Below are 25,148 nucleotides of genomic sequence, written 5' to 3'. Positions count from 1 at the left end.
CACACTCCAGCCCTCCGGGAGAACCGAATTACTTCAGTTCCACCTTGGCGCCGGCGTCTTCCAGCTTCTTCTTGGCGGCTTCGGCGTCTGCCTTCGGCAGGCCTTCCTTGACGGCCTTGGGAGCGGCTTCCACCAGGTCCTTGGCTTCCTTGAGGCCCAGGCCGGTGATTTCGCGCACGGCCTTGATCGCCGACACCTTGTTCGCGCCTGCGTCGAGCAGAACGACGTTGAACTCGGTCTTCTCTTCGACGACGGCTGCAGCAGCGCCACCGCCGGCGCCGGCAGGAGCGGCCATTGCTGCGGCGCTCACGCCGAACTTCTCTTCGATGGCTTTCACCAGGTCGTTGAGTTCCAGGACCGTCATGCTGTCGAGCGCGGTCAGAAATGCGTCTTTATCGAATGCCATTTTTGATTCCTAAATAAGTTGGGTGAAAAGTCGCGCGCTTAGGCAGCGACTCCTTCTGCGGCGGGAGCTTCCGCCTGTGCTTCGCCACCACCACGCTTCTCGGCGAGCGCGGCCAGAACACGGGCCGTGCGCGAGATCGGGGATTGCATCAAGCCCAGCAGCTGCGACAACAGCACTTCCTTCGAAGGGATGTTGGCCAGTTGCTTCACGCCCTCGACGTCCAGGGCCTTGCCCCCGAAAGCACCGCCGCGAATCACCAGCTTGTCGTTGGTCTTCGCGAAATCGGCCACCACTTTCGCGGCAGCCACGGCGTCTTCGGAGAAGCCATAGATCAGCGGACCGGTCATCTGGTCGGACACGATCTCAAACGAGCTACCTGCGACAGCGCGGCGTGCCAGCGTGTTCTTGAGAACACTCAGGGTCACAGCCTTGCTGCGCGCATCGTTGCGCAGTTTGGTCATGTCGGCGACCGTGATGCCACGGTACTCCGCCATCACGAGCGTTTGAGCTTTTGCGGCGAGGCTGGTCACATCACTGATGACCGCTTCTTTCTCACTGCGATTCAGACTCAAGGTCTACTCCTTTTCAATGCGCCCCTCGGCCAGAGCCTCGAGACGCGCTTCATGCAGCGACCAACTGTTTTCGGAACCAGGTTCCTCTGCAGCGGGATCGCCATCTGCGCTGGCGATTAAGTGCGGGTTGCCCTGCACACCAGCGGTCTTGGATGGCCCGGGGAAGCGCTTGAACGCCGCCCCGACCCACCACATCGCCTCGCCGCCGTTTGACCGGCGATGAGGCAAATCCTTCACAACAAACTCAACCTTGCGCGGCGATGGTTTGCGTGTCCACGCGGACACCCACACCCATCGTCGACGACACGGCCACCTTGCGCAGGTACACACCCTTGCTGGTGGCCGGCTTCGCCTTGACAAGCGCCTCGATCAGCGCCGCCAGGTTGCCCTGCAGCTTGTCGGTATCGAACGAACGACGGCCGATGGTGCCGTGCACGATGCCGGCCTTGTCGACGCGGAACTGCACCTGGCCGGCCTTGGCGTTCTTGACGGCGGTCGCGACGTCGGGCGTCACGGTGCCGACCTTCGGGTTCGGCATCAGGCCGCGCGGGCCGAGGATCTGACCCAGCGTACCGACCACGCGCATCGCGTCCGGTGCAGCGATCACGACGTCGAAGGGCATGTCGCCAGCCTTCACCATCGCAGCCAGGTCGTCCATGCCGACGATGTCGGCGCCGGCGGCCTTGGCTTCCTCAGCCTTTGCGCCCTGGGCGAACACCGCCACGCGCTTGGTCTTGCCGGTGCCGTTGGGCAGCACGACGGCGCCGCGCACGACCTGGTCAGACTTCTTGGCATCGATGCCGAGCTGCACGGCCACGTCGATCGACTCATCGAACTTCGCGGTGGCGGCTTCCTTGATGATGCCGATCGCGTCGACGAGCGGGTACAGCTTGTTGCTGTCGACCTTGCCCACGAGCGCTTTTTGCTTCTTGGTGATCTTGGCCATTACACGCCCTCCACATTCACGCCCATCGAACGGGCGGAGCCGGCGATGGTGCGAACCGCGGCGTCCAGATCGGCTGCCGTCAGGTCCTTCATCTTGGTCTTGGCGATCTCTTCGAGCTGGGCGCGCGTGATCTTGCCGACCTTGTCGGTATGCGGACGGGCGGAACCCTTCTCGAGCTTGATGGCCTTCTTGATCAAGGTGATCGCCGGCGGCGTCTTGATGATGAAGGTGAAGCTCTTGTCGGCGAACGCGGTGATGACCACCGGCAGCGGCAGGCCCGGCTCGACGCCTTGGGTCTGCGCGTTGAACGCCTTGCAGAATTCCATGATGTTCAAACCGCGCTGGCCCAGTGCGGGACCGATCGGCGGCGACGGATTGGCTTTACCAGCTGGCACTTGCAGCTTGATGAAGCCGACGATTTTTTTCGCCATGCTTTTCTCCTTACGGGTGATGACGCCTTGGCTTGTTCAGCCGCAGCTCCCCGGGGTTGACGACTCTTCGAATAAAACCCAGCGCCGAGTCGGGAAGCGCCAGGCCGAAACTGTCTTCAGGTCTTTTCCACCTGGCTGAACTCGAGTTCGACAGGCGTCGCGCGGCCGAAAATCATGACCGACACGCGCACCTTGCTCTTCTCGTAGTTGACTTCCTCGACCGTGCCGTTGAAGTCGGTGAACGGGCCTTCCTTAACGCGCACGAATTCGCCCACGACGAACTCGACCTTGTGTCGCGGCTTCTCGGTGCCCTGTTGCATCTGGCTGACGATGTCCTCGACCTCTTTCTGCGAGATCGGGGCCGGCCGGTTCTTCGCGCCGCCGACGAAGCCCGTCACCTTGTTGGTGTGCTTCACCAGGTGCCAGCTTTCGTCGTCCATGATCATCTCGACCAGCACGTAGCCCGGGAAGAAGCGGCGCTCGGTGGTGCGCTTCTGGCCGTTCTTGATCTCGACCACTTCTTCGGTCGGCACCAGGATGCGGCCGAACTTGCTCTGCATGCCGGCGCGGTTGATGCGCTCGAGGATGTTGCGCTCCACGGCCTTTTCCATGCCCGAGTACGCGTGCACCACGTACCAGCGCAGATCGGGGTTGGCGGGAGGTGCCAGCAGGGAAGTGCTTTCCGGCGTGGTTTCGACAGCGTCGTCAGTCATTATTTTCTCCAGCCCAGAATGAGGTCGAAGAACACCCATTCGAGCGTCTTGTCGGTGAGCCAAAGGAAGACGGACATGATCGCGACGAAGCCAAACACGTAGGCCGTCATCTGGATCGTTTCCTTGCGCGAAGGCCACACGACCTTCTTGACCTCGCGCCACGAATCGCGGCCGAAAGCCCACAGCTGACGACCGCTCTCCGAGCTCGCGAACGCGCCGACAGCGGCGGCAAGGCCCACCAGCAGGGCGGCCCACTGCACGATCGCACCTTGGCGCGAGAGCAGATAGAACGCCACGATGGCGCCCACCGCTAGCACGACAGCCACGGCCAGCTTGGCCTTGTCTGCGCCCGTACTCACGGTTTCGATTTGAGAAGTGGCCATCTTGCGGCTTTATTCCTGCGGCCTTTCGGCCTTCAATTCAATACGTCTTCTTGAGACGCCGAAGCCCGTCAGGCTATGACGGGCTTTTTCTGCCTTTCCGTCAGGCTATGACGGGCTTATTTGTTCGAGAGCACCACCCTCAGGTGGCAGGGGCAGTAGGAATCGAACCTACAACCTTCGGTTTTGGAGACCGACGCTCTGCCAATTGAGCTATACCCCTGTGCAATCCCTTATACGTCGAGGATCTTCGCCACCACGCCCGAGCCCACGGTGCGGCCGCCTTCGCGGATCGCGAAGCGCAGGCCTTCTTCCATGGCGATCGGGTTGATCAGCTTCACGGTGATGCTGACGTTGTCGCCGGGCATGACCATTTCCTTGTCCTTGGGCAGCTCGATCGCGCCGGTCACGTCCGTCGTGCGGAAGTAGAACTGCGGGCGATAGTTGTTGAAGAACGGCGTGTGACGGCCGCCTTCGTCCTTGCTCAGCACATACACCTCGGCGGTGAAGTGCGTGTGCGGCTTGATCGAGCCGGGCTTGCACAGCACCTGGCCGCGCTCGACTTCTTCGCGCTTGGTGCCGCGCAGCAGCACGCCGACGTTGTCGCCGGCCTGGCCCTGGTCCAGCAGCTTGCGGAACATTTCCACGCCGGTGCAGGTGGTCTTCACCGTCGGGCGGATACCCACGATCTCGATTTCCTCGCCGACCTTGATGACGCCGCGCTCCACAGCGCCGGTCACCACCGTGCCGCGACCGGAGATGGAGAACACGTCTTCCACGGGCATCAGGAAGGTGCCGTCGACCGCACGCTCGGGCGTGGGGATGTAGGTGTCCAGCGCGTCAGCCAGCTTCATGATGGCTTCCTCGCCCAGCTTGCCCTTGTCGCCTTCCAGGGCGAGCTTGGCCGAGCCATGGATGATGGGGGTGTCGTCGCCGGGGAATTCGTACTTGTCCAGCAGCTCGCGCACTTCCATTTCGACGAGCTCCAGCAGCTCGGCGTCGTCCACCATGTCGCACTTGTTCAGGAAGACGATGATGTAGCCCACACCGACCTGGCGGGCCAGCAGGATGTGCTCGCGGGTCTGGGGCATGGGGCCGTCGGCGGCCGAGCACACGAGGATGGCGCCGTCCATCTGGGCGGCACCGGTGATCATGTTCTTGACGTAGTCGGCGTGGCCGGGGCAGTCGACGTGGGCGTAGTGGCGGTTGGCCGTTTCGTATTCGACGTGGGCGGTGTTGATGGTGATGCCGCGCGCTTTTTCTTCAGGCGCCGCGTCGATCTGGTCGTAGGCCTTGGCTTCGCCGCCGAACTTCGTCGACAGCACCGTCGCAATCGCCGCCGTCAGCGTGGTCTTGCCATGGTCCACGTGACCGATCGTGCCCACGTTCACGTGCGGCTTCGTGCGGGTGAATTTTCCTTTTGCCATTTTCTCGACTCCGAAAAATAACTAGATCAACACACTGATATGGGGTTGCAACCCGAAGACTGCAACCCCAAAAACCTGGTGCCCATTGCGGGAATCGGACCCGCGACCTCTCCCTTACCAAGGGAGTGCTCTACCACTGAGCCAAATGGGCGAAATTCAAAAAAACTGTGCCTTGCGTCGAACTGGACTTCTGGAGCGGGAGACGGGAATCGAACCCGCGTCATTAGCTTGGAAGGCTAGGGTTCTACCATTGAACTACTCCCGCATTCGCGGCGCGCCAACGCTTCGAGTTTTCGCTCTGCTTTGTCCTTTTCTTCGCTGGTGGAGAGGGCTGGATTCGAACCAGCGTACTCGTAAGAGGGCAGATTTACAGTCTGCTGCCATTAACCACTCGGCCACCTCTCCGGCGAACCTCGGAATATAGCACGGTTGGGAGGGCAGGTCGATGACAGCCCCCGCCAAAAGTTGCTGCACCGCAGGTTGCGCCGCGCATTTTACCCGGGCTAATCAAAGGCCCTGCGATTCACGCCAGGCGCGTGCCTGGCCGAAGTGGCCGCAACCGATGAAGGGCACGGGCGGGCGCAGCGCCGAGAGCGGCGAGGGATGGTTCGCGGTCAGCACCTTGTGGCGACGGGTGTCGATCAGCGCCCGCTTGCTCTGCGCGTGCGAGCCCCAGAGCATGAACACGACCGAGCGCTCGCCCTCTGCCACGTGGCGGATCACCGCGTCGGTCAGCACTTCCCAGCCGCGGCCCGCATGGCTGGCCGGCTGGGCCTCCTCCACGGTGAGGCAGGTGTTGAGTAGCAGCACGCCGTGCGTCGCCCACTTGACCAAGCTGCCGCCCGGATCCGGGAACCTGGGCGGCGAGGTGCCCAGATCGCGTTCGAGCTCCTTGAAGATGTTGCGCAGCGAAGGCGGCAGCGCAACGCCCGGCGCCACCGAGAAGGCCAGCCCCTCGGCTTGGCCGCGGCCGTGGTACGGGTCCTGGCCCAGGATCACCACGCGCACCGTCTCGGGCGGCGTGAGCTCCAGCGCGCGCAGCGGCTGCGGCGGGAAGATCACCGCACCGGCGTCCAGCCTCTCGCGCAGGAAGCCGAGCAGCTTCTGCCCGACCGGCCCACCGAAAAAGCCGTCGACCAGCGGCTGCCAGCCTGGCGCGACGGGCCAATCGGCCGGATCGCAGCTCGCCAGCTGATTGGCCAACGCGCTCATTGGAAGAGTTCGGCGAGCGCCTCGCCCGGTTCGTCGGCGCGCATGAAAGCCTCGCCGACCAGGAAGGCATGCACCCCCGCCGCGCGCAGCTTCGCGACCTCGTCGCGCGTCGAAATGCCCGATTCGGTGACCAGCAGGCGCCCGGCCGGCACCTTGGGCAGCAGGTCGATGGTGGTTTGCACCGACACCTCGAAAGTGCGCAGGTTGCGGTTGTTGACGCCGATCAACGGCGTCTTGAGCGTCAGCGCACGATCGAGCTCGGCGCCATCGTGCACCTCGACCAGTACCGCCATGCCGAGCCCCATGGCGATCGCTTCAAAGTCGCGCATCTGCGTATCGTCGAGGGAGGCCGCGATCAGCAGGATCGCGTCGGCACCCATCGCGCGCGATTCGTAGACCTGGTAGGCATCGACGATGAAATCCTTGCGCAGCACCGGCAGATCGCAGGAGGCGCGCGCCTGCTTGAGGTAGTCGACGCCGCCCTGGAAGAACTGGCGGTCGGTCAGCACCGAGAGGCAGGCCGCGCTGATCTTGCCGTCGCCTTCGGCATAGCTCTGCGCGATATCGGCCGGGATGAACTCTTCGCGCAGCACGCCCTTGCTCGGGCTGGCTTTCTTGATCTCGGCGATCACCGCCGCCTGGCCGGCCGCGATCTTGGCCCGCAGGGCGCCGACGAAGTCGCGCGTGAGCACGCGGCTTTCGGCATCGAAGCGCACGGCTTCGAGCGAGCTTCTCTTCTGCGCTGCTGCGACCTCTTCGCGCTTGACGGCAACGATCTTCTCGAGGATGTCGGACATGGTTCCCTGCTCTCTCAACTGGCGGACGTCGCCTTGACCAGCTCGGCCAGCTTGGCCTTGGCTGCGCCGGAGTCGATGGCGGCGCGCGCGCGCGCCACGCCCGCGCCGATCGAATCCACCAGATTGGCCGCATAGAGCGCCGCGCCGGCATTGAGCACGACGATGTCGCGCGCCGCGCCGGGCTGGTTGTCGAGCACGCCGAGCAGCATCGCTTTCGACTGCTCCGGCGTCTCGACGCGCAGCGCGCGGTTGCTCGACATCTGGAAGCCGAAGTCCTCGGGATGCAGCTCGTACTCGAGGATCTCGCCGTTCTTCAACTCACCGACCATGGTGGCGGCCCCGAGCGAGATCTCGTCCATGCCGTCGCGCCCGTAGACCACCAGCGCATGCTCCGCGCCCAGCCGCTGCAGCGCGCGCACCTGGATGCCGACCAGGTCGGGATGGAACACGCCCATCAGGATGTTGGGCGCGCCGGCCGGATTGGTGAGCGGCCCCAGGATGTTGAAGATGGTCTTGATGCCGAGTTCCTTGCGCACCGGCGCCACGTTCTTCATGGCCGGATGATGGTTCGGCGCGAACATGAAGCCGATGCCGACATCGGCGATGCATTGCGCGATCTGCTCGGGCTTGAGGTTGATGTTGATGCCCAACGACTCCAGCACGTCGGCGCTGCCCGACTTGCTGCTCACGCTGCGCCCGCCGTGCTTGCTGACCTTGGCACCCGCAGCGGCGGCGACGAACATCGAGCAGGTCGAGATGTTGAAGGTGTGCGAGCCGTCGCCGCCGGTGCCGACGATGTCCACCAAATTCGTGGTGTCGGCCACCTGCACCTTGGTCGACACCTCGCGCATCACCTGCGCGGCGGCGGTGATCTCGCCGATGGTTTCCTTCTTGACGCGCAGGCCGGTGATGAGCGCCGCCATCATCACCGGCGAGCATTCGCCGCTCATGATGAGGCGCACGATGTGCAGCATCTCGTCGTGGAACACCTCGCGGTGTTCGATGGTGCGCTGCAGGGCTTCCTGGGGGGTGATGGGCATGATGAAGTCTCCCTCGGTTGTTTCAGTGAGCGTGAGCTGCCGCGAGCGGATTCTCGGACAGCGCGAGCTTGATGCCAAAGCCGACAAACAGGGCGCCCGCGCCGCGCTCCAGCCAGTGCATGCCGCGCTGCACCGCGCCGACGCGGCGCGCCGTCCAGCCGGCCAGCAATGCCCAGGCGAAGTTCACGAAGATCGCGTTGAAGTTGAACAGCGCGCCAAGCAGGAAGAACACCAGCGGCTTGTTCGCCGCATCGGGCGCAATGAACTGCGGCACGAAGGCCAGGAAGAACAGCGCCACCTTGGGGTTGAGCACATTGGTCCAGAAGCCGCCGAGGAACACGCTCTTCATGCTGGCGGGGCCCGCCGCATCTGCATCGGCGCGCACCAGCGCCGACGGGTCTTTGCCCGGCCGCGACAGCAGCATGCGCACGCCGACCCACAGCAGGTAGGCCGCGCCCAGCCACTTGAGGGCGGTGAACAGGGTGGTCGATGCCGCCATCAGCGCGCTCACGCCCACCGCGGCGGCGGTGATGTGCACGAAGCAGCCGGCCGTGATGCCGATGCCCGCCACGATGCCGGCGCGCGTGCCCGAGCGCAGCGCGCGGCTCACGATGTAGAGCACATCGGGGCCCGGCGTGAGATTCAGCAGCAGGCCGGCGGCGATGAACAGCAGCAGGGAATGGAGTTCAGGCATGGAAGAAGCTCCGGATCGCGCCGATGGCGCGGTCGATACCGGCTGCGTCGACGTCGAGATGGGTCGCGAAGCGCAGCCGATACAAGCCGGTGGCAAGCACGCCGTTTTGCTTCAGGTGGGCCAGCAGCTCGGCCGAGCGCGCTTGCGCCTCGCCCCTCAGGTCGACGAACAGCAGGTTGGTCTGCGGCGTCTCGACCTGCAGCCCGGGAATCCCGGCCAGGCCGTCGGCCAGCCGGCGCGCGAGCGCGTGGTCCTGTGCGAGGCGGTCGATGTGGTGTTGCAGTGCATGAGAAGCAGCGGCCGCCAGCATGCCGGCCTGCCGCATGCCGCCGCCGGCCATTTTGCGGATGCGGTGGGCGCGCGCGATCAGCTCGCGCGAGCCGCACAGTGCTGAACCCACCGGGGCGCCGAGGCCCTTGCTGAAGCAGACCGAGACGCTGTCGAAGCACTGTGCGATGCGGCGCGCTTCGGCGCGCGCCTCGGTGCCGCGCTGGGCGGCTTGTGCAATGGCGGCATTGAAGAGCCGTGCGCCGTCCAGATGGCGGCCCAGGCCCTTGCGCTGCGCCAGTTGCGTCGCCTCTTCGACATAGCTGAAGGGCAGCAGCTTGCCGCCGATCGTGTTTTCCAGCGCCAGCAACCGGGTGCGCGCGAAATGCGCGTCGTCGGGCTTGATGGCAGCCTCGATGTCTTTCAGCGCCAGCGAGCCGTCCGGCTGGTGCTCGAGCGGCTGCGGCTGCACGCTGCCGAACACTGCGGCGCCGCCGCCTTCCCAGCGGTAGCAATGCGCCAGCTGGCCGACGATGTATTCGTCGCCGCGCTGGCAATGGGCCAGGATCGCGCAGAAGTTGCTCTGGGTGCCGGTCGGCACGAACAGCGCCGCTTCGAAGCCCAGCATCTCGGCGATCTGCGACTGCAGCGCGTTGACGCTCGGGTCGTCGCCGAACACGTCGTCGCCCAGCGGCGCTTCGAGCATGGCCTGGCGCATCGCGGCGGTCGGCCGGGTGACGGTGTCGCTGCGCAGGTCCACCAGGGTCGTCATGCTCATGCGGGTCACTCCAGAAAGTTCTTGAGCATGGCATGGCCGTGCTCGGTCAGGATCGATTCGGGGTGGAACTGAACGCCCTCGATGCGCACCGCGGGTGCAAAGCCCGTGTGGCGCACGCCCATGATCTCGCCATCGTCGGTCCAGGCGGTGATCTTGAGCTCGCGCGGGCAGGAGTCGCGCTCGATGGACAGCGAGTGGTAGCGATTGACGCTGAATTTCTCCGGCAGCCCGGCGAACACGCCCTCGCGTGTGGTCGTGATCTCGCTGGTCTTGCCGTGCATCAGTTGCTGCGCGCGAACGATCCTGCCGCCGAAGGCCGCGCCGATCGCCTGGTGCCCGAGGCAGACGCCGAGGATCGGCAGCTGGCCTGCGAACTCCTTGATGGCCGCCACCGACACCCCCGCTTCGGCCGGCGAGCACGGCCCCGGCGAAACCACCAACCGCGCGACGCCGGCGGCAACGCGCTCGCGCAGACCTTCGATCGTGATCTCGTCGTTGCGAAACACCTCGACCTCGGCGCCGAGTTCGCCGAAATACTGCACCAGGTTGTAGGTGAAGCTGTCGTAGTTGTCGATCATCAGGAGTTTCATGGCTTGGCTCCGATCCGATGCACGCCCTTGACCACCGGGAACACGTTGAAATTGATGAGCAGGCCCAGCGGCAGCCCCGACAGCCGCACCGCCGCCTGCGCCTGCGCGCGATGCAGGTCGGTCAATGCATCGACCGCTTTCACCTCGACGATGAGCGATTGCTCGACCACGAAGCCCGCGCGGCAGACCTCACCGAGCGAGCGGCCCTTGTAGCTGGCCGACACCGGCACGTCCCGCACGAAGCCGATCTCGCGTTCGGCGAGTTCGATCTCCAGCGCGGCGGCGTACGCCTCTGCGGGCAGGCCGACGCCGAGCACGCGCTGCACCTCGACCGCGGCGCCGATGATCTCGTGCGAGAAGTCGTTGTTCTGAAATTCGTCGGCCATCACTCGAGCCCTTCCTCGACCAGTTCGGCGGCGCGCAGCAGCGCCCGCGCCTTGGCCTCGGTTTCCTTCCACTCCAATTCGGGCACCGAGTCGGCCACCACGCCGGCCGCTGCCTGCACATGCAGCATCTGGTCCTTCACGATCCCGGTGCGGATCGCGATCGCGACGTCCATGTCGCCCGCATAGCTGATGTAGCCGCAGGCGCCGCCGTAGAGGCCGCGCTTGGTCGGCTCCAGCTGGTCGATGAGCTCCATCGCGTGCACCTTGGGCGCACCGGTCAGCGTGCCGGCCGGGAAGGTGGCCTTGAGCACGTCGATCGCGGTCATGCCGTCTTTCAGCGTGCCTTCGACGTTGCTCACGATATGCATCACATGGCTGTAGCGCTCGACGGCGAAGGCCTCCGTCACCTTGACGCTGCCGGTCTTGGCGATGCGGCCGATGTCGTTGCGCGCCAGGTCGATCAGCATCACGTGCTCGGCGCGCTCCTTGGGGTCGTTGATCAGCTCGGCCTCGGCCGCGCGGTCGAGCTCGGGCGAGGCGCCGCGCGGGCGCGTGCCGGCCAGCGGGCGAATGGTGATCTTCTGCTCGCCCTCGCCGGTGTGCTCCTGCCGCACCAGGATCTCGGGCGAGGCGCCGACCACGTGGAAATCGCCCAGGTGGTAGTAGTACATATAGGGCGACGGGTTGAGCGAGCGCAGCGCGCGGTACAGCGACAGCGGCGACTCGGTATAGCGCTTGCTGATGCGCTGGCCCACCTGCACCTGCATGAAGTCGCCGGCCGCGATCAGCTCCTTGGCGCGCTCGACCGCCGCCAGGTAGTCGGCCTTGGCGAAGCTGCGTTCGGGCGGGTGTGCCTGCGTCGGCCTCACCTGCGGCGCGCTCACCGAGTACTTGAGCTGCTCGCGCAGTTCGCGCAGCCGCCGCTTGGCATTGGCGTACGCCTCGGGCTGGGCAGGGTCGGCATAGACGATCAGGTAGAGCTTGCCGGAGAGGTTGTCGATGACCGCCAGTTCCTCGCATTGCAAGAGGAGGATGTCGGGGCAGCCCAGCGTGTCCGGCGGGCAGCTCTGCTCGAGCTTCTTCTCGATATGGCGCACCGTGTCGTAGCCGAAGTAGCCGGCCAGGCCGCCGCAGAAGCGCGGCAACCCGGGCCTGAGCGCCACCTTGAAGCGCTTTTGGTAAGCCGCGACGAAATCGAGCGGATTCCCCTTGGCCGTCTCGACGACCTTGCCGCCGGTCACGACCTCGGTCAGCGCGTCGTCGCCGAAGCCGCTTGCGCGCAGCAGGGTGCGCGCCGGCAGCCCGATGAAGCTGTAGCGGCCGAAGCGCTCGCCGCCCACCACCGATTCGAGCAGGAAGCTGTGCTTGCCGCCCTCCTTGGTATGGGCGAGCTTCAGGTAGAGGGAAAGCGGGGTTTCGAGGTCGGCGAAGGCCTCGACCATCAGCGGGATGCGGTTGTAGCCCTGCGCGCTGAGGCTCTTGAATTCGAGTTCGGTGATCACGGGTGGGGTCTCCGTCGGCCAGTGACGCTTCGAGGTCGCTGGCGGGGTCATTCAGGTGAGTGGCCGGGTCGGGATGACCGCGGGCCGCGGGCGCACGGCGTGCGCCATGCAATCAAACAGGCAACGACGATGGCGTGCGCCAAGGCCAGGCTCCCCGGCTGCCTTGACCTGTCTGAATGACGTGATGAATGAACATGGAAGCGTGAGTTTAGCCCAGCGACAAGGCCTGTACAAAAAGATACATTGAGGCACTTTAAATTTTTCGCTGACGGAGACAACCCCGATGACCCAGCCTGCCCTGCGGCGCGCGCTCGCGCTGACCACCCTCGCCCTCGCCTCGCTCGCTGCCTCGGCCGCCCCGGTCGAGATGGCCGGCGTCAAGCTCGACGATGCGCTCGATCTCAAGGGCAGCAAGCTGCAGCTCAACGGGGCCGGCGTGCGCTACAAGGCCGTGTTCAAGGTCTACACCGCCGGCCTCTACCTGGGCAAGAAGGCCTCGACCACCGAGGAAGTGCTGGCCGTGCCCGGCGCCAAGCGCATGGCGATCACCATGCTGCGCGACATCGATGCCAACGAACTGGGCAAGCTGTTCACGCGCGGCGTGGAAGACAACTCGCCCAAGACCGAGATGCTGCAGCTGATTCCCGGCCTGGTGCGCATGGGCCAGATGTTCGCCGACCAGAAGCAGTTGAAGGCCGGGGACGCCTTCACCGTCGACTGGGTGCCGGGTACCGGCACCGTGATCTCGGTCAAGGGCGTGGCCCAGGGCGAGCCGATCAAGGAGCAGGCTTTCTTCAATGCGCTGATGCGCATCTGGCTCGGCCCGAACCCGGCCGATTGGAAGCTGAAGGACGCGCTGCTCGGCAAGGGCTAGGGGGCGGCTTCGACAGGCTCAGCCCGAACGGGGTGGGGGTCCGTGGTCCTCGTTACCTCCCATTCGCCCTGAGCTTGTCGAAGGGCTCGCCTCGCCGGCTAGCGCACAAGGTGCACGCGCAGCGCCCCCAGCTGCGCGTACAGCTGCTGCACCGCTTTCGCGTCCAGGCCCGAGAACATCTCGAGCAGCCATTCCTCGTGCTCCTTGGCCATGGCCTCGAAGCTGCGGCGGCCCTTCGGCGTCAGGCTCACGATCCAGGCCCTGCGGTCTTCCGGGCTGGCCGAGCGCTGCACCACGCCTTCGCGCTCCAGCTCGTCGGTCAGGCCGGTGACGTTGCCGCCGGTCACCATCAGGTAGCGCGAGAGCACGCGCATCTTGAGACCGTCGCGGTAGCGGTAGAGCTGCGCCATGTAGTCGAAGCGGGCCAGCGAGATGTCGAAGCGCTCGCGCAGCCGCTTGCGGATCTCGGCCTCGATCTGGGTGGTGCTGGCCAGCATTCGCAGCCAGAGCTTGAGCACCGCATGGTCGCCGGTGCCGGCCCGCGCTTCGTGGCCCAGCTCCTGCGCGTCGCTGAGCAGCGCGTGCGAGGCGTCGTTCTGCTTCATGTGACTTCGCCTCCAGACACCGAGATGGACTGGCCGTTGACCGAAGCCGCGCCCTCGCCGCAGAGCCAGCGCACCGCATCGGCCACCTCCGCAGGCTGCACGATGCGCCGCTGCGGATTGACGACCGCGAACTCGGCCAGCGCATCGTCGGCGCTGCGGCCGGTCTTCTGGACCACGTTGGCCACGCTGTCGCGCAGGATGTCGGTGTCGGTGTAGCCGGGGCATACCGCATTGACGGTGACGCCCTTCCTCGCCATCTCCAGCGCCAGCGAACGCGTCAAGCCGATCACGCCGTGCTTGGCGGCCGTGTAGGCCGAGACGTAGGCATAGCCCTTCTGCCCGGCCGTGCTCGCGATGTTGACGATGCGACCCCAGCCGGCCTCGAGCATGTCGGGCAGCGCGGCCTGGGCGCAGAGGAAGCTTCCGGTCAGGTTGACGGACAGCATGCGCTGCCAGAGCTCGACCGAAGTTTTCAGGAACGGCGCGCTCTCCGCCGCACCGGCGTTGTTGACGAGGATGGCGATCGGGCCTCGCGCCGCGCGCGCCTGGGCGAACGCGCCTTGCACGGCCTGTACATCGGCCACGTCGGCCGCGACCACGCCGTGGCCGCTGCCCGCGAGCGAATCGACGACGCGCTGGAGCGCGTCACGGTCGCGTCCGAGCAAAGTCAGCACCGCGCCCTCGGCGGCCAGCGTGCGCGCGATCTCCGCGCCGATGCCGCGCGCGGCGCCGGTCACGAGGGCATGGCGCCCGGTCAGTGAATTTGTTTGCATGCCTGAATGGTTTAGTTCTGAATCATTCTAGTGGCGCGCCGCGTCATGCCTCAGCGCATGAGCCGCCCGCCGTTGAGGTCCAGCGTCGCGCCCGTCATGAAGGCCGCGGCCGGCGATGCGAGGTAGACCACGGCCGCGGCCACCTCCTCCGGCTCGCCGAAGCGGCCGAGCGGAATGCCGGCCGACACCGTGCGCTGCTGCATCCGGCTCATCGCATCGAGCACCGGACTGCGCACCGCCGCCGGCGCCAGTGCGTTCACCGTGACGCCGTGCGGCGCCAGTTCCTGCGCGAAAGAACGGGTCAGCGCCACGATGCCCGCCTTGGACGCCGCGTAGTGAACGCCGGTCGCCGCGCTGGCCTGCTGCCCGGCGATCGACGACAGGTTGATGATCCGGCCCGCGCCCCGCTCGCGCATGTGGCGCCCGGCGATGCGGCAGCCGAAGAAGCTGCCGCGCAGGTTCACGGCCAGCACCTCGTCCCACTCCTCGGTTGTGATGTCCCAGATCGAGGAGTACAGCGTGCGGGCGGCGTTGTTCACCATCACATCGATGCCGCCGAAGTGCTGCACGCCCGCATCGAAGCACAGCCAGAAGGCAGCCTCGTCGCGCACATCGAGCTGCATGGCGATGCAGTCATGGCCGTCTGCGCGCAGCGCCGCCGCGGCCGCGTCGACTGCGCCGTCGACATCGGCGAGCACGACGCGCGCCCCCGCCTCGGCCAGGCCGCGCGCGATCGCGGCACCCAGGCCTTGCGCTGCACCGGTCACGAAGGCGCCCTGCCCGGCCAGCGAGAACAGCGGTGCGTCCGGGTGCGCAGCCATGCGATTCAGCCCTTGGCCGGCGGGCGCGCCGCGGGTCCGCGGTCCCAGGTGATCTCGCTCACGCCGCGCTCGCGCAGCTTGTACTTCTGCACCTTGCCGTTCTCGGTGCGCGGCAGGTCGGGCAGCAGGTCGACATAGCGCGGCAGCGCGAAGTAAGGCAGGCGCGATTCGCAGTACGCCAGCAGCTCGACCGGATCGATGCGCTGCCCGTCACGCGCCACCAGCGCGGCCATCACCTCGTCCTCGGCCAGTTCGGAACGCACGGGGTAGACCGCGCAGCCCGCCACGGCCGGGTGGCTCAGCAGCACCTGCTCGACCTCGAAGGAGGAGATGTTCTCGCCGCGCCGGCGGATCGCGTCCTTGATGCGGTCGACGAAGCGGAAGGCGCCGTCGGCATCGCGCACCACGCGGTCGCCGGTATGGAACCAGAGGTTGCGCCAGGCCTCGACGGTTTTCTCGGGCATGTTGAGGTAGCCGCTCGCGAAGGCGTAGGGTTCATGAGCGCGCAACAGCAGCTCGCCTGCCTCGCCGTTCGGGAGTTCGACATCGTCCTCGTCCGCCACGCGCGCCTGGAAGCCGGGTCGCAGCCACCCCATCACGCCGCCGCGCGGCGAATCAGGCGCGGTGGCGATTGCGAAATTTGTTTCGGTGGAGCCGTAGCCTTCCAGCAGCCGGACGCCGGTGCGCTCGAAGAAGGCCTGGCCCGCCGCGGCCGGCACGCCGGGGCCGAGCCCGGTGCGCACGCGGTGCTCACGCTCGCCGGACCCCTCGGGCTGCGCGAGCAGTATCGGCACCATCGCGCCGAGCAGGTAGACCACCGTCGCACCCGAGGCGCGCATCGTGGGCCAGAAGCCCGAGGCCGAGAAGCGCGCCTCGAACACCACCTCGCAACCCGTGATCGCGGCCTGCGCGAAGGTGTTGAGTGCGTTGATGTGAAAGAGCGGCAGCGTGGTGCACAGCACGTCCTCCGCCTCGACGCCCAGCACGTCGGCACTGTTGACGCCCCACCAGTGGTACTGCGCATGCGGGCAGACCACGCCCTTGGCCGGGCCGGTGGTGCCGGAGGTGTAGAGGATGGCGAGCGGATCGCCGGGTTGCACCTTCGCCGGCGCGAGCGAGGCGGTTGCGGCGGGATACGGCAGCACGCGAATGCCCGGCCACGCAGCGCGATCGGCGTCCTCGCCCAGCACCCAGATCTCGCGCAGCGAAGTGCGCGCGAGGTCGGCCGCCTGCAAGCGCTCTACGAAAGCCTCTTCGATCACCAGCAGCTTCGCCTCGCTGTTGGAAAGGAAGTACTCGATCTGCGGCCCCATCGACGCGGTGTTGATCGGCACCGCCGAGGCGCCGAGCCAGCCGCAGCCGAGGAACACTTCGAGAAACTCGATGCGGTTGCCGCTCATCACGGCCACCCGGTCGCCGCGCTGCACGCCCGCCTCGGCCAATGCCGCAGCGCGAAGGCCCGCGGCCTGCGCCGCATCGCGGTGCGACCACGACCGCCCCGCGATGCGCAGCAATGGACGTTCGCCGAACAGCACCGCCTGCCGCTGCAGCATCGCGGGCAGCGTACGCTGACCCGGAGGCAGCGGGCTCGCCGCTCGCTCATCCGTCGCCATTGGTACCTCCGCCAAGGTAGGTGGCCTGCACGCGCGGATCGCTGGCAAGCTCCTGGGAGGCGCCCGAGAGCGCGATCTCGCCGGTCTCCAGCACGTAGCCGTGGTCCGAACTCTCCAGCGCGGCGCGCGCGTTCTGCTCCACCAGCAGGATCGACACGCCGTCTTCGCGCAGCTTGCGCACGATGGCCAGGATGTCGCGCACGATCAGCGGCGCCAGCCCGAGGCTGGGCTCGTCCAGCATCAAGAGGCGCGGCGCCGACATCAGCGCGCGGCCCACGGCCAGCATCTGCCGCTCGCCGCCCGAGAGCGTGTCGGCGCGCTGCGCGCGGCGCTCGGCCAGGCGCGGGAAGCGGTCGTACACCGACTGCAGCCGGCGCTTCAGGGCATCGCTGCGGAGCCGGCTGCCGAAGGCGCCCAGCTGCAGGTTGTCGAGCACGGTCAGCTCGCCGAAGAGCTCGCGCTTCTCGGGCACCAGGCACAGGCCGCGCTCCACGCGCGCCTCGACGTCGAGCCCGTGCAGGTCTTCGCCCTCGAAGCGCAGCAGGCCCTTGCAGGGCAGCAAGCCCATCGCAGCAGCCAGCAGCGTGGTCTTGCCGGCGCCGTTGGGGCCGATCACCGAGATGATCTGGCCGTGCTCCAGGTTGAGCGACACGCCGCGCACGGCATCGACCTGGCCGTACGAAACGTGAAGGTCCCCGATCTCGAGCATCGCGGTCATACGACGCTCCCGAGATACGCTGCCTGCACGCGCTCGTCCGCGCGCACCGCCGAGGGCACGCCCTCGACCAGCTTGGAGCCGAAGTTCATCACCACCAGGCGATCCACCAGTTTCATGACGAAGTCCATGTCGTGCTCGACGATGAGGATGGTCACGCCCTCCTCGCGCAGCTTGCGCAGCAGGTCGCCGAGCGCCATCTTCTCCTTGCGGCGCAAGCCGGCGGCCGGCTCGTCGAGCACCAGCAGCACCGGGTCGGCCGCGAGCGCGCGCGCGATCTCCAGGATGCGCTGCGTGCCCAGCGGCAGGCTGCCCGCGAGTTCGTGCGCGCGGTCGCCCAGGCCGATGCGGTCGAGCTGCCGCTGCGCCTCCTGCAGGATCTGGCGTTCCTCGGTGCGGTCGAGCCGCAGCCCCGCCTTCAGCACGCCCGAACGCGTACGCGAATGGGCGCCGAGCGCGACGTTGTCCAGCAGGCTCATGTGCGGCCTGAGCTTCACGTGCTGGAAGGTGCGCGCCAAGCCGAGTCGCGCGACCTTGCGCTGCGGCATGCCCGCGATGTCCTGGCCCAGAAAGCGCACCTGCCCGGCCGTCATCGGCAGCGTGCAGGTCAGCAGGTTGAACATGGTCGACTTGCCGGCGCCATTGGGGCCGATCAGGCCCATGATCTCGCCGGCCTTCACGTCGAAGCTGACATCGTTGACGGCCACCAGCCCGCCGAAGCGCTTGACCGCGCCGGTGACCGACAGGATCGGCGCGCCGCGATCGGGCAGCGTGCGATGCGTCAGCGGCGAAACGAGCGGCATGGGCTCGCGAGGCGCCTGCGATCCCGAAAACCGGTGCGTCCAGCGCCGCACGAAGCCCATCAGCCCGCCGCGCGCGAAGTGCAGCAGCAGGATGAAGAGCGTCGCGAAGGCCACCGCCTCGAGCTGCCCGGCGCGCTGGGTCAGCAGGGGCAGCACGTCTTGCAGCCCGTTCTTGAGGATGAGCACCAGCGCCGCTCCGACCAGCGCGCCCGTCAGTTGCCCAAGCCCGCCGGCCACGGCCATCAGCAGGTACTCGATGCTGGCGCGCACGTCGAAGGGCGAGGGGCTGACGAAGCGGTTCATGTGCGCATAGAGCCAGCCCGCGAGGCCGGCGAAGAGGGCAGCCGTCACGAAGAGCGTGAGCCGCACGCGATAGGCATCCGCGCCGACGCTGGCCAGCAGGATCGCACCGCCGCGCAGGCTGCGGATCGCGCGGCCCGGCCGCGACTGCAGCAGGTTGCGACTGAACAGGAAGGCCAACCCGACCAGGCCCCAGATCAGGTAGTAGATCGCGCGCGGATCGGCCAGCGACCAGGTGCCGATGGTCAGCGCCGGAATGTTCGACAGACCGGTGTGGCGCCCCAGCGCATCGACGTTGCCGAAGAGCATCGCGATCGACAAGCCCCACGCGATAGTGGACAGCGGCAGGAAGTGCCCGCCCAGCCGCAAGGTGAGCAGGCCGATGGCCAGCGCCGAGAGACCGGTCAGCAGCAGCGAGAACGCCAGCCCCAGCCAGGGCGACATCCCCTGCGTGGTGCTGAGCCAGGCCGTGGCATAGGCGGCGATGCCGACGAAGGCCGCCTGCCCGAAGGAGGTCGCGCCGCCGATGCCGGTGAGCAGCACCAGGCCCAGCGCGACCAGCGCGCCGATGCCGATGTCGTTCAACAGCGAAACCGTGAAGTTGCCGGCGAGCAGCGGCACCACGGCCAGCGCGACGACGACGAGGCCGATCCAGAGCAGGCGCTTGGAAGCAGGGTTCATCGACCTTCTCTCTGCGGGCTTGCGCGCGGCACCCGCGGCTTCATCGAACACGGGACGCACGACTTCGGGTGTGGGCGCGGCGCTCATAAGGCAACCTCTTGGTTTTTGAAGCGGCCCGAAGCGCTGCAGCGCAGGGTTGTCCACCGGGCTTGGTTGTGGACAACGCGCTGGCCCTTTGTCAGGCCACGAAGCGTGTTGTCCACAACTGCGAAGCACCCGGTGGGCAACCCGTGTTTGGTGCTGCTGTCTTGGGCAGGTGCGGCATTGACGCCGCCAAGGAGAACGATCGAAGGTATCGAGCGACTTCCGTGCCCCTGCGGTGACTGCCTGCGTCGCTTGCCTTTCAAAGGCCCCAATGAGACCAGCAGCCCGCAGGGTGCCGGAAGGCCACGACGGGCCACAGGATGTAGCGCCAGGCCTACCCAGCTGGAGCGCCAATTTATGAGCTTCCCGCCGCGCCTTCCGACACGGGCAGTCATACCGCAACTTTCTGGAGTCTGTCCATGAGTACCAATGCTTGCAGCAACGTGTTTGTCGGCCTGGACTGGGCCGTGCACACCCACGCGGTGTGTGTCATCGACATCACAGGCGGTGCGCTTGAGCGCTTCGAGATCGCCCACGACCGGGCTGGCCTTGGCGAACTGATGCAACGCCTGGCTCGCTTCGGCGCGCGTGTGCGCATCGCCATCGAGCGGCCTTCGGGCCTGATCGTGGACGCGCTGGTCGAGGCCGGCCATCACGTCTTTCCCATCCATCCCAACGCAGTCAAGGCCAGCCGTCCGCGCTACCGTAGCCACGGCGCCAAGAGTGATGCCTCCGATGCTTACCTGCTGGCCGACCTGCTGCGCACCGACGGACACCGCTGGAGGGAGTTGTCGCCGCAGTCCGATTCGATCCGCGCGCTGCGTGCGCTGGTGCGCTCGCGCGACGATCTGGTGGCCACCCGCGTGGCACTGGGCAACCAGCTGCACAGCACGCTCGAAGCCTTCTGGCCCGGCGCGGCTTGCATCTTCTGCGACATCACTTCGCCCATCGCGTTGGCGTTCCTCAAGCGCTATCCCTCGGCCGTGTCGGCCGCCCGGCTCAGCGAGGCCGCCTTGAATCGGTTCTGCCGCAGCCAGCACTACAGCGGACGCCGCAGTCCAGCCGAGTTGCTGGCACGCCTGAACGGCGCCGCAACGGGCCTGGCCGGCCCCCTCACCAATGAGGCTGCAGGGCAGCTCGTGCGCTCGATGGTGGCGGTGCTGCAGCCTCTGGTCGAGCAGATCGCCCAACTCACGCGCCGTATCGAGCGTTTCATCGAGTCGCTGCCCGACGGGCAGATCATCATGTCCTTCCCCCGCGCCGGCCGTGTCTGCGCTGCGCAGATCCTGGCCGAGTTGGGTGATGTGCGCGAGCGTTTCCCCACGCTCGATCAACTGGCCGCCGAAGCCGGCGCAGTGCCCGTGACCTACCAGTCCGGCAAGACCCGCAGCGTGGCCTTCCGATGGGCCTGCAACCACCGCCTGCGACAGGCCATCACTTGCCTGGCCGACAACTCCCGTCACGCCAACGACTGGGCCCGTACCATCTACGCCGCAGCGCGTGCCCGAGGCTGTGATCATCCGCACGCGATTCGCATCCTCGCGCGAGCTTGGCTGCGCATCATCTGGCGCGCCTGGACCGATCGCACACCCTATGACCCCGAGCGTCACCTCGGTGCCCTCAAGCTCGCTTCCAGCGGGGAAGGTTGACCCAGGATGTCTCATTGGTCCACCTCCTCTTCTTCCTCTTCCGCATGCACGCTCAGGAAAGACCGCAGCATCAGCACCGGGATCAGCAGGCTGAAGACGATCACGTCCTTCAGCGCGCCGCTCCAGAAGGAGGCGAAGCTCTCGACCACCCCTACCGCCAGCGCGCCGATGGCGGTCATCGGATAGCTCACCAGCCCGCCGATGATCGCCGCCACGAAGGCCTTCAAGCCGATGATGAAGCCCGAGTCGTAGTACATGGTGGTGACCGGCGCGATCAGCACGCCGATCAGCCCGGCCAGCAGCGAGGCGCAGCCATAGGCCAGCAGCGCCGTGCGCGCCGGCCGGATGCCGACCAGCCGTGCGCCCACGCGGTTGACGGCGGTGGCGCGCAGCGCCTTGCCGGCCACCGTGCGCTCGAACACCAGGAAGAACATGCCGCTGAGCACGATCGCCGCGCCGACCATCAGGATCACCTGTCCGCTCACTGCGAAGCCGTCGCCCAGGGGCAGAGAGCCGCCGGCCAGCGGCTGGGTGCGCGAGCCTTCGGGGCCGAAGAACAACAGGCCCAGGCCCGAGAGCAGGAAGTGCAGCGCGAGCGACACGATCAGGAGCACCAGCACCGACGCATCGGCGATCGGCTGGAACACCACGCGCGAGAGCAGCGGCGCGATCGGCACCACCAGCAGCACCGCGACCGCGATGTGCACCGGCGCCGGCACGCCTGGCCGGCTTGCCAGCCAGGCCAGCAGGCAGGGAATGAGCGGCAGCACGCCCCAGCCCAGCAGGGCCTTGGGGATGCGCGCCGTTTCGCCGCGGCGCACCAGGCTGGCGACCTCGGTCGCCAGCGCGAGCGCGGTGAGCACCACCACCATGCCGATGGTGGGCGGCACGCGCCCGGTTTCGAATGCGGCCAGCGACAGCGCGGCAAAGGCCGCGACGTCGCCGAAGGGCACGAAGACCACGCGGGTGACCGAGAAGATCAGCACCAGCCCCAGCCCGGCCAGAAGATAAACAGCGCCATTCGCCAGGCCATCGATGCCCAGGATCAGTGCCACGTCCGGTGTCATTGAACAGTCCTCCGCTTTGTCTCGCTCTTGCTAGTGCCGGCTCAGTTGGCGAGCTTCCACTGGCCGTTCTCCAGCTTGACGATCACGCGCGCACGCTCGTCCACGCCGTAGAGATTGCCGGGCTTGAAGTTGTAGACGCCGTGCGTGCCCACCACTTCCTTGGTGCTGGCGATCGCGTCGCGCAGGGACAGCCTGAACTCGGGCGTGCCCGGCTCGCCCTTGGCGCGCGCCGCGGCATCGGCGAAGACCAGCCAGCCGTCGAAGGAATAGGCCGAGTAGGCGTCGCTGGTCGGCGCGTTGTTGACCTTCTGGAAGGCGGCACGGAAGTCCATGGCGATCTTCTTGGTCGGGTAGTTGGCCGGCAGCTGCTCGGCCACGATCACCGGGCCGGTCGGCATCAGCGCACCCTGCCCCGAGGCGCCGACGACGCGCACGAAGTCGGGGTTGATGAGCCCGTGCTGGCCGTACACCGGCCCCTTGAAGCCTCGCTCGGCCAGCGCCAGGAAAGGCAGCGCGCCCGGCGTGCCGGCGCCGCCCGTCATCACGGCATCCGGACGCATGGCGACCAGCTTCAGCACCTGGCCGGTGACCGAGGCGTCGGCGCGCGCATAGCGCTCGTTGCCCAGCACCTTGATGCCGGCCGCGGGCGCGGCCTTCATCAGGGCGTTGTAGACCAGGTCGCCCCAGGCATCGGAGAAGCCGATGTAGCCCACGGTCTTGATGCCGTCCTTCTTCATGCGCTCGACCACGGCGTCGATCATCAGCTGCGTGGGCTGCGCGACCGTGAAGACCCAGCCGTTCTCGGCCGGGTCGAGCTGGATCGGCGTGAGCCCGATCATCGGCACCTTGGCATCGCGCCCGACCTGCGCCATCGCGATCGCGGCGGGCACGCCGGAGGTGCCCATCAGCACGTCGACCTTCTCCTCCTCGACCAGCTTGCGCGCATTGCGGCCCGCGGTGGTCGGGTCGGAGCCGTCGTCGAGCACGATCAGCTGGATCTTGCGGCCGTTGACCTCCGGCTTGTAGGCCAGCGCGGCCTGCATGCCCTTGGCGTAGGGCACGCCGAGCGAGGAGTTGGGGCCCGAGAGCGACACGCTCAGGCCGACCTTGAGGTCGGCCGCGAGCGCGGTCATCGCGAATCCGGCGGCAAGGGCCGTGGCCAGCGCGCTGTGCGCCAAGGTCTTCATCAAGCTCTTCATGTCGTGGCTCCTGGTGGGTGGAAGGGTGAGCAACTCGCTCAAATGAACAACTGGATGGCCGGCAGCGCGCGGCCGGCGTTGAGAAGGTCGATGCGCTTCTGCCGGATCGCGAAGCCCTCGGGCGTGCGCGCGAGCAGGTGGCGGCAGGTGCCGGCGAGCATCAATTGCTCCTCGCCGCGCGACTCGACGTAGATGAAGGGCGTGGCGAGCGCGACTTCGCCGGTGGCCTCGTCCTCGCGCTCCACGATCGAGCGCTGCAGCACGTGCTGGCAATGGCTCTTCGGATGCTGCGAGTGGGCGCGCGGGTTCTTCAGGCGGTCCACGCGCAGCTGCAGCAGCAGCCGGTCTTCGTAGGCCAGCGAGTTGTGCAGATGCGGATCGGCCTGCGCGGCGCCCTGCAGCGGCACCCAGTAATGGCCGTCCTCGGCGAACAGCGCGAGCCAGTCGTCGAAGCGGCCGGCGTCGAGCAGCGCGGCCTCGGCGGCGATGAAGTCTGCGGGGTCGGTCATGATGCGGGCTCCGCCATGTACTTCGCCCACGCGCGGAACTGGTTGCGCATCAGCAGCTCGTTGGTGCCGTTGGTGGTGATCGTTTCCTGCCCGAGCTCCGCGGAATCGAAGTTGCGATGCAGGCTCACCCATTCGTTGCCCTCGGCCTTCAGGCCCTGCTGAATGCTTTCGAACAGGTGCACGTCGTCGTGCGCCACCACCGACATGGGCGAGAAGACCAGCCGGTTGTAGGTCATCGCGCGCTCGAACAGCAGGTCCGGCGCACCGGCGGCGCGGAAGCTCCAGGCCTCGATCAGCGTGCGGTTCGCGGCCAGCGGGCGGATCACGCGGATCACCTGCGGCGAGCCCTTGACCGACAGGCTGGGGAAGAGCACCGAGTTCTGCGGCGAACGCTGCAGGATCTCCATCGCCCGCTCGGCGCCGTGCGCCTCGCGCATCGCCGCCTCGTAGTCGGGCAGCTGCGCGTAATTCGAGTGGATGCTGAAGTTCACGCCCAGCACGCTGTGGCCGTTGGCGAACACGCGCCCGCCCATCTTGTCGAAGAAGTCGTAGCCCGAGCCGAAGGGCAGGATCTGCTCCATCGCCATCGGCTTGGGTTCGTCGGGCGCACGGCCCTGCCACAGCGCATCGGCCGCCTGCGTGGCCGACTCGTGGGTCGACATCGGATGCACCGTGTCGTTGATGTTCTCGAGGTACATCTTCCAGTTGCAATGGACGATGTTGCGCATCACGCCGCCGCCCGCCGTGAGCCGGCCCTCGGGCGAGCGATCGACCATGTTGTCGATGGCCTGCAGCACCTCGCCGAAGTAGGCCTCGAAGTCCGGTCCGCGATCGGCGATGCGCGTGAAGACGAAGTCGCGGTAGACGACCGTGTGCTTCAGTTCGGTCAGGCCCTGCCCTGATTCGCATTCCTTCAGTCGCGTGCCTTCGTAGCCGGTCTTGAGCGGGATCGCGAGCGGCGCGCCGTCGAGCTTGTAGGTCCAGGCGTGGTAGGGGCAGCGGAAGAACTTGCCGGTGTTGCCGCTCTCGTCGGTCACGAGTCGAGTGCCCTTGTGCGCGCAGCGGTTGTAGAAGACGCGCACCGCGCCGTCGGGCTGGCGCACCATCATCACCGGGCGGCCGGCAAGTTCGAGCGACCAGAAGTCTCCGGTGTTCGGCACCTGGCTCGCGTGGCCGACGTAGAGCCAGGTGTTGGCGAAGAAACGCTCCTGCTCGAGCGCGAACAGCTCCTCGCTCAGGTAGAGATCGCGGTGCACGCGATCGTCCTGGACGAGCGCGCGGATCGCTTCGGGCCGGTCGCGGTAGGTGGTCATC

28 protein-coding genes and 4 tRNA genes are annotated in these 25,148 nt (G+C 67.0%); 2 read left to right on the top strand and 30 right to left on the bottom strand.

Annotated elements, in window-relative coordinates:
- Positions 1 to 28 precede the first annotated feature (28 nt).
- The 20 genes from rplL to trpE all read right to left on the bottom strand — a co-directional run bounded on the left by rplL (position 29) and on the right by trpE (position 12,141).
- On the bottom strand, positions 29 to 406 hold the full coding sequence (rplL, locus tag ACSQ89_RS04050) for a 50S ribosomal protein L7/L12 (RefSeq protein WP_093111297.1): 378 nt from the start codon (positions 404 to 406) through the stop codon (positions 29 to 31).
- Positions 407 to 444: 38 nt separating this feature from the next.
- Positions 445 to 978, bottom strand: a complete 534-nt coding sequence (rplJ, locus tag ACSQ89_RS04045; protein WP_093111295.1) for a 50S ribosomal protein L10 — start codon at positions 976 to 978, stop codon at positions 445 to 447.
- Between the two features lie 3 nt (positions 979 to 981).
- Positions 982 to 1,215: a hypothetical protein gene (locus ACSQ89_RS04040; RefSeq protein WP_139191792.1), complete on the bottom strand. Its 234-nt coding sequence runs from the start codon at positions 1,213 to 1,215 to the stop codon at positions 982 to 984.
- A gap of 7 nt (positions 1,216 to 1,222) precedes the next feature.
- Complete coding sequence (rplA, locus tag ACSQ89_RS04035) at positions 1,223 to 1,924, bottom strand: 50S ribosomal protein L1 (protein ID WP_093111293.1); 702 nt, start codon at positions 1,922 to 1,924, stop codon at positions 1,223 to 1,225.
- Positions 1,924 to 2,355, bottom strand: coding sequence for a 50S ribosomal protein L11 (rplK, locus tag ACSQ89_RS04030; protein WP_028252759.1), 432 nt, complete (start codon positions 2,353 to 2,355; stop codon positions 1,924 to 1,926). Before rplK ends, rplA begins: the two co-directional genes overlap by 1 nt.
- Before the next feature lie 116 nt (positions 2,356 to 2,471).
- Positions 2,472 to 3,068, bottom strand: a complete 597-nt coding sequence (gene nusG / locus ACSQ89_RS04025) for a transcription termination/antitermination protein NusG (RefSeq protein ID WP_093111291.1) — start codon at positions 3,066 to 3,068, stop codon at positions 2,472 to 2,474.
- Positions 3,068 to 3,451, bottom strand: coding sequence for a preprotein translocase subunit SecE (gene secE / locus ACSQ89_RS04020; protein WP_436295417.1), 384 nt, complete (start codon positions 3,449 to 3,451; stop codon positions 3,068 to 3,070). The genes nusG and secE overlap by 1 nt, the downstream gene beginning before the upstream one ends.
- A 144-nt stretch (positions 3,452 to 3,595) precedes the next feature.
- Positions 3,596 to 3,671, bottom strand: a tRNA-Trp gene (locus ACSQ89_RS04015).
- A 10-nt stretch (positions 3,672 to 3,681) separates the two neighbouring features.
- Complete coding sequence (gene tuf, locus ACSQ89_RS04010; protein WP_436296086.1) at positions 3,682 to 4,875, bottom strand: elongation factor Tu; 1,194 nt, start codon at positions 4,873 to 4,875, stop codon at positions 3,682 to 3,684.
- A 76-nt stretch (positions 4,876 to 4,951) separates the two neighbouring features.
- Positions 4,952 to 5,026, bottom strand: a tRNA-Thr gene (locus ACSQ89_RS04005).
- A gap of 40 nt (positions 5,027 to 5,066) precedes the next feature.
- Positions 5,067 to 5,140 (bottom strand) — tRNA-Gly (locus tag ACSQ89_RS04000).
- A 54-nt stretch (positions 5,141 to 5,194) separates the two neighbouring features.
- Positions 5,195 to 5,280: transfer RNA gene (locus ACSQ89_RS03995), tRNA-Tyr, on the bottom strand.
- Between the two features lie 102 nt (positions 5,281 to 5,382).
- On the bottom strand, positions 5,383 to 6,087 hold the full coding sequence (locus ACSQ89_RS03990; protein WP_436295935.1) for a uracil-DNA glycosylase: 705 nt from the start codon (positions 6,085 to 6,087) through the stop codon (positions 5,383 to 5,385).
- A complete protein-coding gene (trpC, locus tag ACSQ89_RS03985) occupies positions 6,084 to 6,884 on the bottom strand; it encodes an indole-3-glycerol phosphate synthase TrpC (protein ID WP_436295934.1) in 801 nt (266 codons plus the stop codon). Before trpC ends, ACSQ89_RS03990 begins: the two co-directional genes overlap by 4 nt.
- A gap of 14 nt (positions 6,885 to 6,898) precedes the next feature.
- A complete protein-coding gene (trpD, locus tag ACSQ89_RS03980; RefSeq protein WP_436295933.1) occupies positions 6,899 to 7,924 on the bottom strand; it encodes an anthranilate phosphoribosyltransferase in 1,026 nt (341 codons plus the stop codon).
- A 22-nt stretch (positions 7,925 to 7,946) separates the two neighbouring features.
- Positions 7,947 to 8,618: a LysE family translocator gene (locus tag ACSQ89_RS03975; RefSeq protein ID WP_093110868.1), complete on the bottom strand. Its 672-nt coding sequence runs from the start codon at positions 8,616 to 8,618 to the stop codon at positions 7,947 to 7,949.
- Positions 8,611 to 9,663 (bottom strand): low-specificity L-threonine aldolase, encoded by a 1,053-nt coding sequence (ltaE, locus tag ACSQ89_RS03970; protein ID WP_436295932.1) that lies wholly within the window; start codon positions 9,661 to 9,663, stop codon positions 8,611 to 8,613. Before ltaE ends, ACSQ89_RS03975 begins: the two co-directional genes overlap by 8 nt.
- 5 nt (positions 9,664 to 9,668) lie before the next feature.
- A complete protein-coding gene (locus ACSQ89_RS03965) occupies positions 9,669 to 10,253 on the bottom strand; it encodes an aminodeoxychorismate/anthranilate synthase component II (protein ID WP_093110864.1) in 585 nt (194 codons plus the stop codon).
- On the bottom strand, positions 10,250 to 10,639 hold the full coding sequence (locus tag ACSQ89_RS03960) for a GxxExxY protein (RefSeq protein ID WP_093110862.1): 390 nt from the start codon (positions 10,637 to 10,639) through the stop codon (positions 10,250 to 10,252). The genes ACSQ89_RS03965 and ACSQ89_RS03960 overlap by 4 nt, the downstream gene beginning before the upstream one ends.
- The gene (gene trpE / locus ACSQ89_RS03955; RefSeq protein WP_093110860.1) at positions 10,639 to 12,141 is read right to left on the bottom strand and encodes an anthranilate synthase component I; all 1,503 of its coding nucleotides are present in this window, start codon (positions 12,139 to 12,141) and stop codon (positions 10,639 to 10,641) included. Before trpE ends, ACSQ89_RS03960 begins: the two co-directional genes overlap by 1 nt.
- Before the next feature lie 283 nt (positions 12,142 to 12,424).
- Between trpE and ACSQ89_RS03950 the strand changes: the two genes are divergently transcribed.
- Positions 12,425 to 13,015 carry a chalcone isomerase family protein gene (locus ACSQ89_RS03950; protein WP_093110858.1) on the top strand — a complete coding sequence of 197 codons (591 nt, stop codon included), beginning with the start codon at positions 12,425 to 12,427 and terminating at the stop codon, positions 13,013 to 13,015.
- 98 nt (positions 13,016 to 13,113) lie between these two features.
- Here the strand turns inward: ACSQ89_RS03950 and ACSQ89_RS03945 are convergent, their stop codons facing one another.
- From ACSQ89_RS03945 to ACSQ89_RS03920, 6 genes are read right to left on the bottom strand one after another with little or no spacing between them, the layout of a single operon-like run.
- Entirely contained in the window at positions 13,114 to 13,620 is a 507-nt protein-coding gene (locus ACSQ89_RS03945; RefSeq protein WP_093110856.1) for a MarR family winged helix-turn-helix transcriptional regulator, read from the bottom strand.
- Entirely contained in the window at positions 13,617 to 14,393 is a 777-nt protein-coding gene (locus tag ACSQ89_RS03940; RefSeq protein ID WP_436295931.1) for an SDR family NAD(P)-dependent oxidoreductase, read from the bottom strand. The genes ACSQ89_RS03945 and ACSQ89_RS03940 overlap by 4 nt, the downstream gene beginning before the upstream one ends.
- 50 nt (positions 14,394 to 14,443) lie before the next feature.
- Positions 14,444 to 15,214: an SDR family NAD(P)-dependent oxidoreductase gene (locus tag ACSQ89_RS03935; protein WP_436295930.1), complete on the bottom strand. Its 771-nt coding sequence runs from the start codon at positions 15,212 to 15,214 to the stop codon at positions 14,444 to 14,446.
- A gap of 5 nt (positions 15,215 to 15,219) precedes the next feature.
- A complete protein-coding gene (locus ACSQ89_RS03930) occupies positions 15,220 to 16,827 on the bottom strand; it encodes an ATP-dependent acyl-CoA ligase (RefSeq protein WP_436295929.1) in 1,608 nt (535 codons plus the stop codon).
- The gene (locus ACSQ89_RS03925; RefSeq protein WP_093110848.1) at positions 16,814 to 17,545 is read right to left on the bottom strand and encodes an ABC transporter ATP-binding protein; all 732 of its coding nucleotides are present in this window, start codon (positions 17,543 to 17,545) and stop codon (positions 16,814 to 16,816) included. Before ACSQ89_RS03925 ends, ACSQ89_RS03930 begins: the two co-directional genes overlap by 14 nt.
- A complete protein-coding gene (locus ACSQ89_RS03920) occupies positions 17,542 to 19,326 on the bottom strand; it encodes a branched-chain amino acid ABC transporter ATP-binding protein/permease (protein ID WP_093110890.1) in 1,785 nt (594 codons plus the stop codon). Before ACSQ89_RS03920 ends, ACSQ89_RS03925 begins: the two co-directional genes overlap by 4 nt.
- Positions 19,327 to 19,829: 503 nt before the next feature.
- Here ACSQ89_RS03920 and ACSQ89_RS03915 point away from each other — a divergent pair.
- On the top strand, positions 19,830 to 21,059 hold the full coding sequence (locus tag ACSQ89_RS03915) for an IS110 family transposase (protein ID WP_436296012.1): 1,230 nt from the start codon (positions 19,830 to 19,832) through the stop codon (positions 21,057 to 21,059).
- Positions 21,060 to 21,070: 11 nt separating this feature from the next.
- Here the strand turns inward: ACSQ89_RS03915 and ACSQ89_RS03910 are convergent, their stop codons facing one another.
- Genes ACSQ89_RS03910 through ACSQ89_RS03895 form a run of 4 tightly spaced genes read right to left on the bottom strand, consistent with a single transcriptional unit; the run spans position 21,071 to position 25,147 of the window.
- Complete coding sequence (locus tag ACSQ89_RS03910; protein WP_093110846.1) at positions 21,071 to 22,126, bottom strand: branched-chain amino acid ABC transporter permease; 1,056 nt, start codon at positions 22,124 to 22,126, stop codon at positions 21,071 to 21,073.
- A 41-nt stretch (positions 22,127 to 22,167) separates the two neighbouring features.
- A complete protein-coding gene (locus tag ACSQ89_RS03905) occupies positions 22,168 to 23,325 on the bottom strand; it encodes an ABC transporter substrate-binding protein (RefSeq protein WP_436295337.1) in 1,158 nt (385 codons plus the stop codon).
- 38 nt (positions 23,326 to 23,363) lie between these two features.
- Positions 23,364 to 23,834 carry an aromatic-ring-hydroxylating dioxygenase subunit beta gene (locus ACSQ89_RS03900; protein ID WP_170855765.1) on the bottom strand — a complete coding sequence of 157 codons (471 nt, stop codon included), beginning with the start codon at positions 23,832 to 23,834 and terminating at the stop codon, positions 23,364 to 23,366.
- On the bottom strand, positions 23,831 to 25,147 hold the full coding sequence (locus ACSQ89_RS03895) for an aromatic ring-hydroxylating dioxygenase subunit alpha (protein WP_436295336.1): 1,317 nt from the start codon (positions 25,145 to 25,147) through the stop codon (positions 23,831 to 23,833). Before ACSQ89_RS03895 ends, ACSQ89_RS03900 begins: the two co-directional genes overlap by 4 nt.
- Position 25,148: the final 1 nt, after the last annotated feature.

Source organism: Variovorax sp. LjRoot175, assembly GCF_964253805.1.
GTDB lineage: Bacteria > Pseudomonadota > Gammaproteobacteria > Burkholderiales > Burkholderiaceae_C > Variovorax.
This window is presented reverse-complemented; position numbering and strand designations above follow the sequence as displayed.

What these genes read in the sequence shown, in the direction of transcription:
- trpC (WP_436295934.1), bottom strand. Translation starts at nt 6,884, where the DNA reads ATGTCCGACATCCTCGAGAAGATCGTTGCCGTCAAGCGCGAAGAGGTC.
- rplL (WP_093111297.1), bottom strand. Translation starts at nt 406, where the DNA reads ATGGCATTCGATAAAGACGCATTTCTGACCGCGCTCGACAGCATGACG.
- ACSQ89_RS03990 (WP_436295935.1), bottom strand. Translation starts at nt 6,087, where the DNA reads ATGAGCGCGTTGGCCAATCAGCTGGCGAGCTGCGATCCGGCCGATTGG.
- nusG (WP_093111291.1), bottom strand. Translation starts at nt 3,068, where the DNA reads ATGACTGACGACGCTGTCGAAACCACGCCGGAAAGCACTTCCCTGCTG.
- rplA (WP_093111293.1), bottom strand. Translation starts at nt 1,924, where the DNA reads ATGGCCAAGATCACCAAGAAGCAAAAAGCGCTCGTGGGCAAGGTCGAC.
- ltaE (WP_436295932.1), bottom strand. Translation starts at nt 9,663, where the DNA reads ATGAGCATGACGACCCTGGTGGACCTGCGCAGCGACACCGTCACCCGG.
- ACSQ89_RS03975 (WP_093110868.1), bottom strand. Translation starts at nt 8,618, where the DNA reads ATGCCTGAACTCCATTCCCTGCTGCTGTTCATCGCCGCCGGCCTGCTG.
- ACSQ89_RS03925 (WP_093110848.1), bottom strand. Translation starts at nt 17,545, where the DNA reads ATGACCGCGATGCTCGAGATCGGGGACCTTCACGTTTCGTACGGCCAG.
- tuf (WP_436296086.1), bottom strand. Translation starts at nt 4,875, where the DNA reads ATGGCAAAAGGAAAATTCACCCGCACGAAGCCGCACGTGAACGTGGGC.
- secE (WP_436295417.1), bottom strand. Translation starts at nt 3,451, where the DNA reads ATGGCCACTTCTCAAATCGAAACCGTGAGTACGGGCGCAGACAAGGCC.
- ACSQ89_RS03910 (WP_093110846.1), bottom strand. Translation starts at nt 22,126, where the DNA reads ATGACACCGGACGTGGCACTGATCCTGGGCATCGATGGCCTGGCGAAT.
- rplK (WP_028252759.1), bottom strand. Translation starts at nt 2,355, where the DNA reads ATGGCGAAAAAAATCGTCGGCTTCATCAAGCTGCAAGTGCCAGCTGGT.
- ACSQ89_RS03935 (WP_436295930.1), bottom strand. Translation starts at nt 15,214, where the DNA reads ATGGCTGCGCACCCGGACGCACCGCTGTTCTCGCTGGCCGGGCAGGGC.
- ACSQ89_RS03915 (WP_436296012.1), top strand. Translation starts at nt 19,830, where the DNA reads ATGAGTACCAATGCTTGCAGCAACGTGTTTGTCGGCCTGGACTGGGCC.
- ACSQ89_RS03950 (WP_093110858.1), top strand. Translation starts at nt 12,425, where the DNA reads ATGACCCAGCCTGCCCTGCGGCGCGCGCTCGCGCTGACCACCCTCGCC.
- ACSQ89_RS03965 (WP_093110864.1), bottom strand. Translation starts at nt 10,253, where the DNA reads ATGAAACTCCTGATGATCGACAACTACGACAGCTTCACCTACAACCTG.
- ACSQ89_RS03945 (WP_093110856.1), bottom strand. Translation starts at nt 13,620, where the DNA reads ATGAAGCAGAACGACGCCTCGCACGCGCTGCTCAGCGACGCGCAGGAG.
- ACSQ89_RS03960 (WP_093110862.1), bottom strand. Translation starts at nt 10,639, where the DNA reads ATGGCCGACGAATTTCAGAACAACGACTTCTCGCACGAGATCATCGGC.
- ACSQ89_RS03940 (WP_436295931.1), bottom strand. Translation starts at nt 14,393, where the DNA reads ATGCAAACAAATTCACTGACCGGGCGCCATGCCCTCGTGACCGGCGCC.
- trpD (WP_436295933.1), bottom strand. Translation starts at nt 7,924, where the DNA reads ATGCCCATCACCCCCCAGGAAGCCCTGCAGCGCACCATCGAACACCGC.
- ACSQ89_RS03895 (WP_436295336.1), bottom strand. Translation starts at nt 25,147, where the DNA reads ATGACCACCTACCGCGACCGGCCCGAAGCGATCCGCGCGCTCGTCCAG.
- ACSQ89_RS03900 (WP_170855765.1), bottom strand. Translation starts at nt 23,834, where the DNA reads ATGACCGACCCCGCAGACTTCATCGCCGCCGAGGCCGCGCTGCTCGAC.
- ACSQ89_RS03930 (WP_436295929.1), bottom strand. Translation starts at nt 16,827, where the DNA reads ATGGCGACGGATGAGCGAGCGGCGAGCCCGCTGCCTCCGGGTCAGCGT.
- ACSQ89_RS03920 (WP_093110890.1), bottom strand. Translation starts at nt 19,326, where the DNA reads ATGAACCCTGCTTCCAAGCGCCTGCTCTGGATCGGCCTCGTCGTCGTC.
- ACSQ89_RS03905 (WP_436295337.1), bottom strand. Translation starts at nt 23,325, where the DNA reads ATGAAGAGCTTGATGAAGACCTTGGCGCACAGCGCGCTGGCCACGGCC.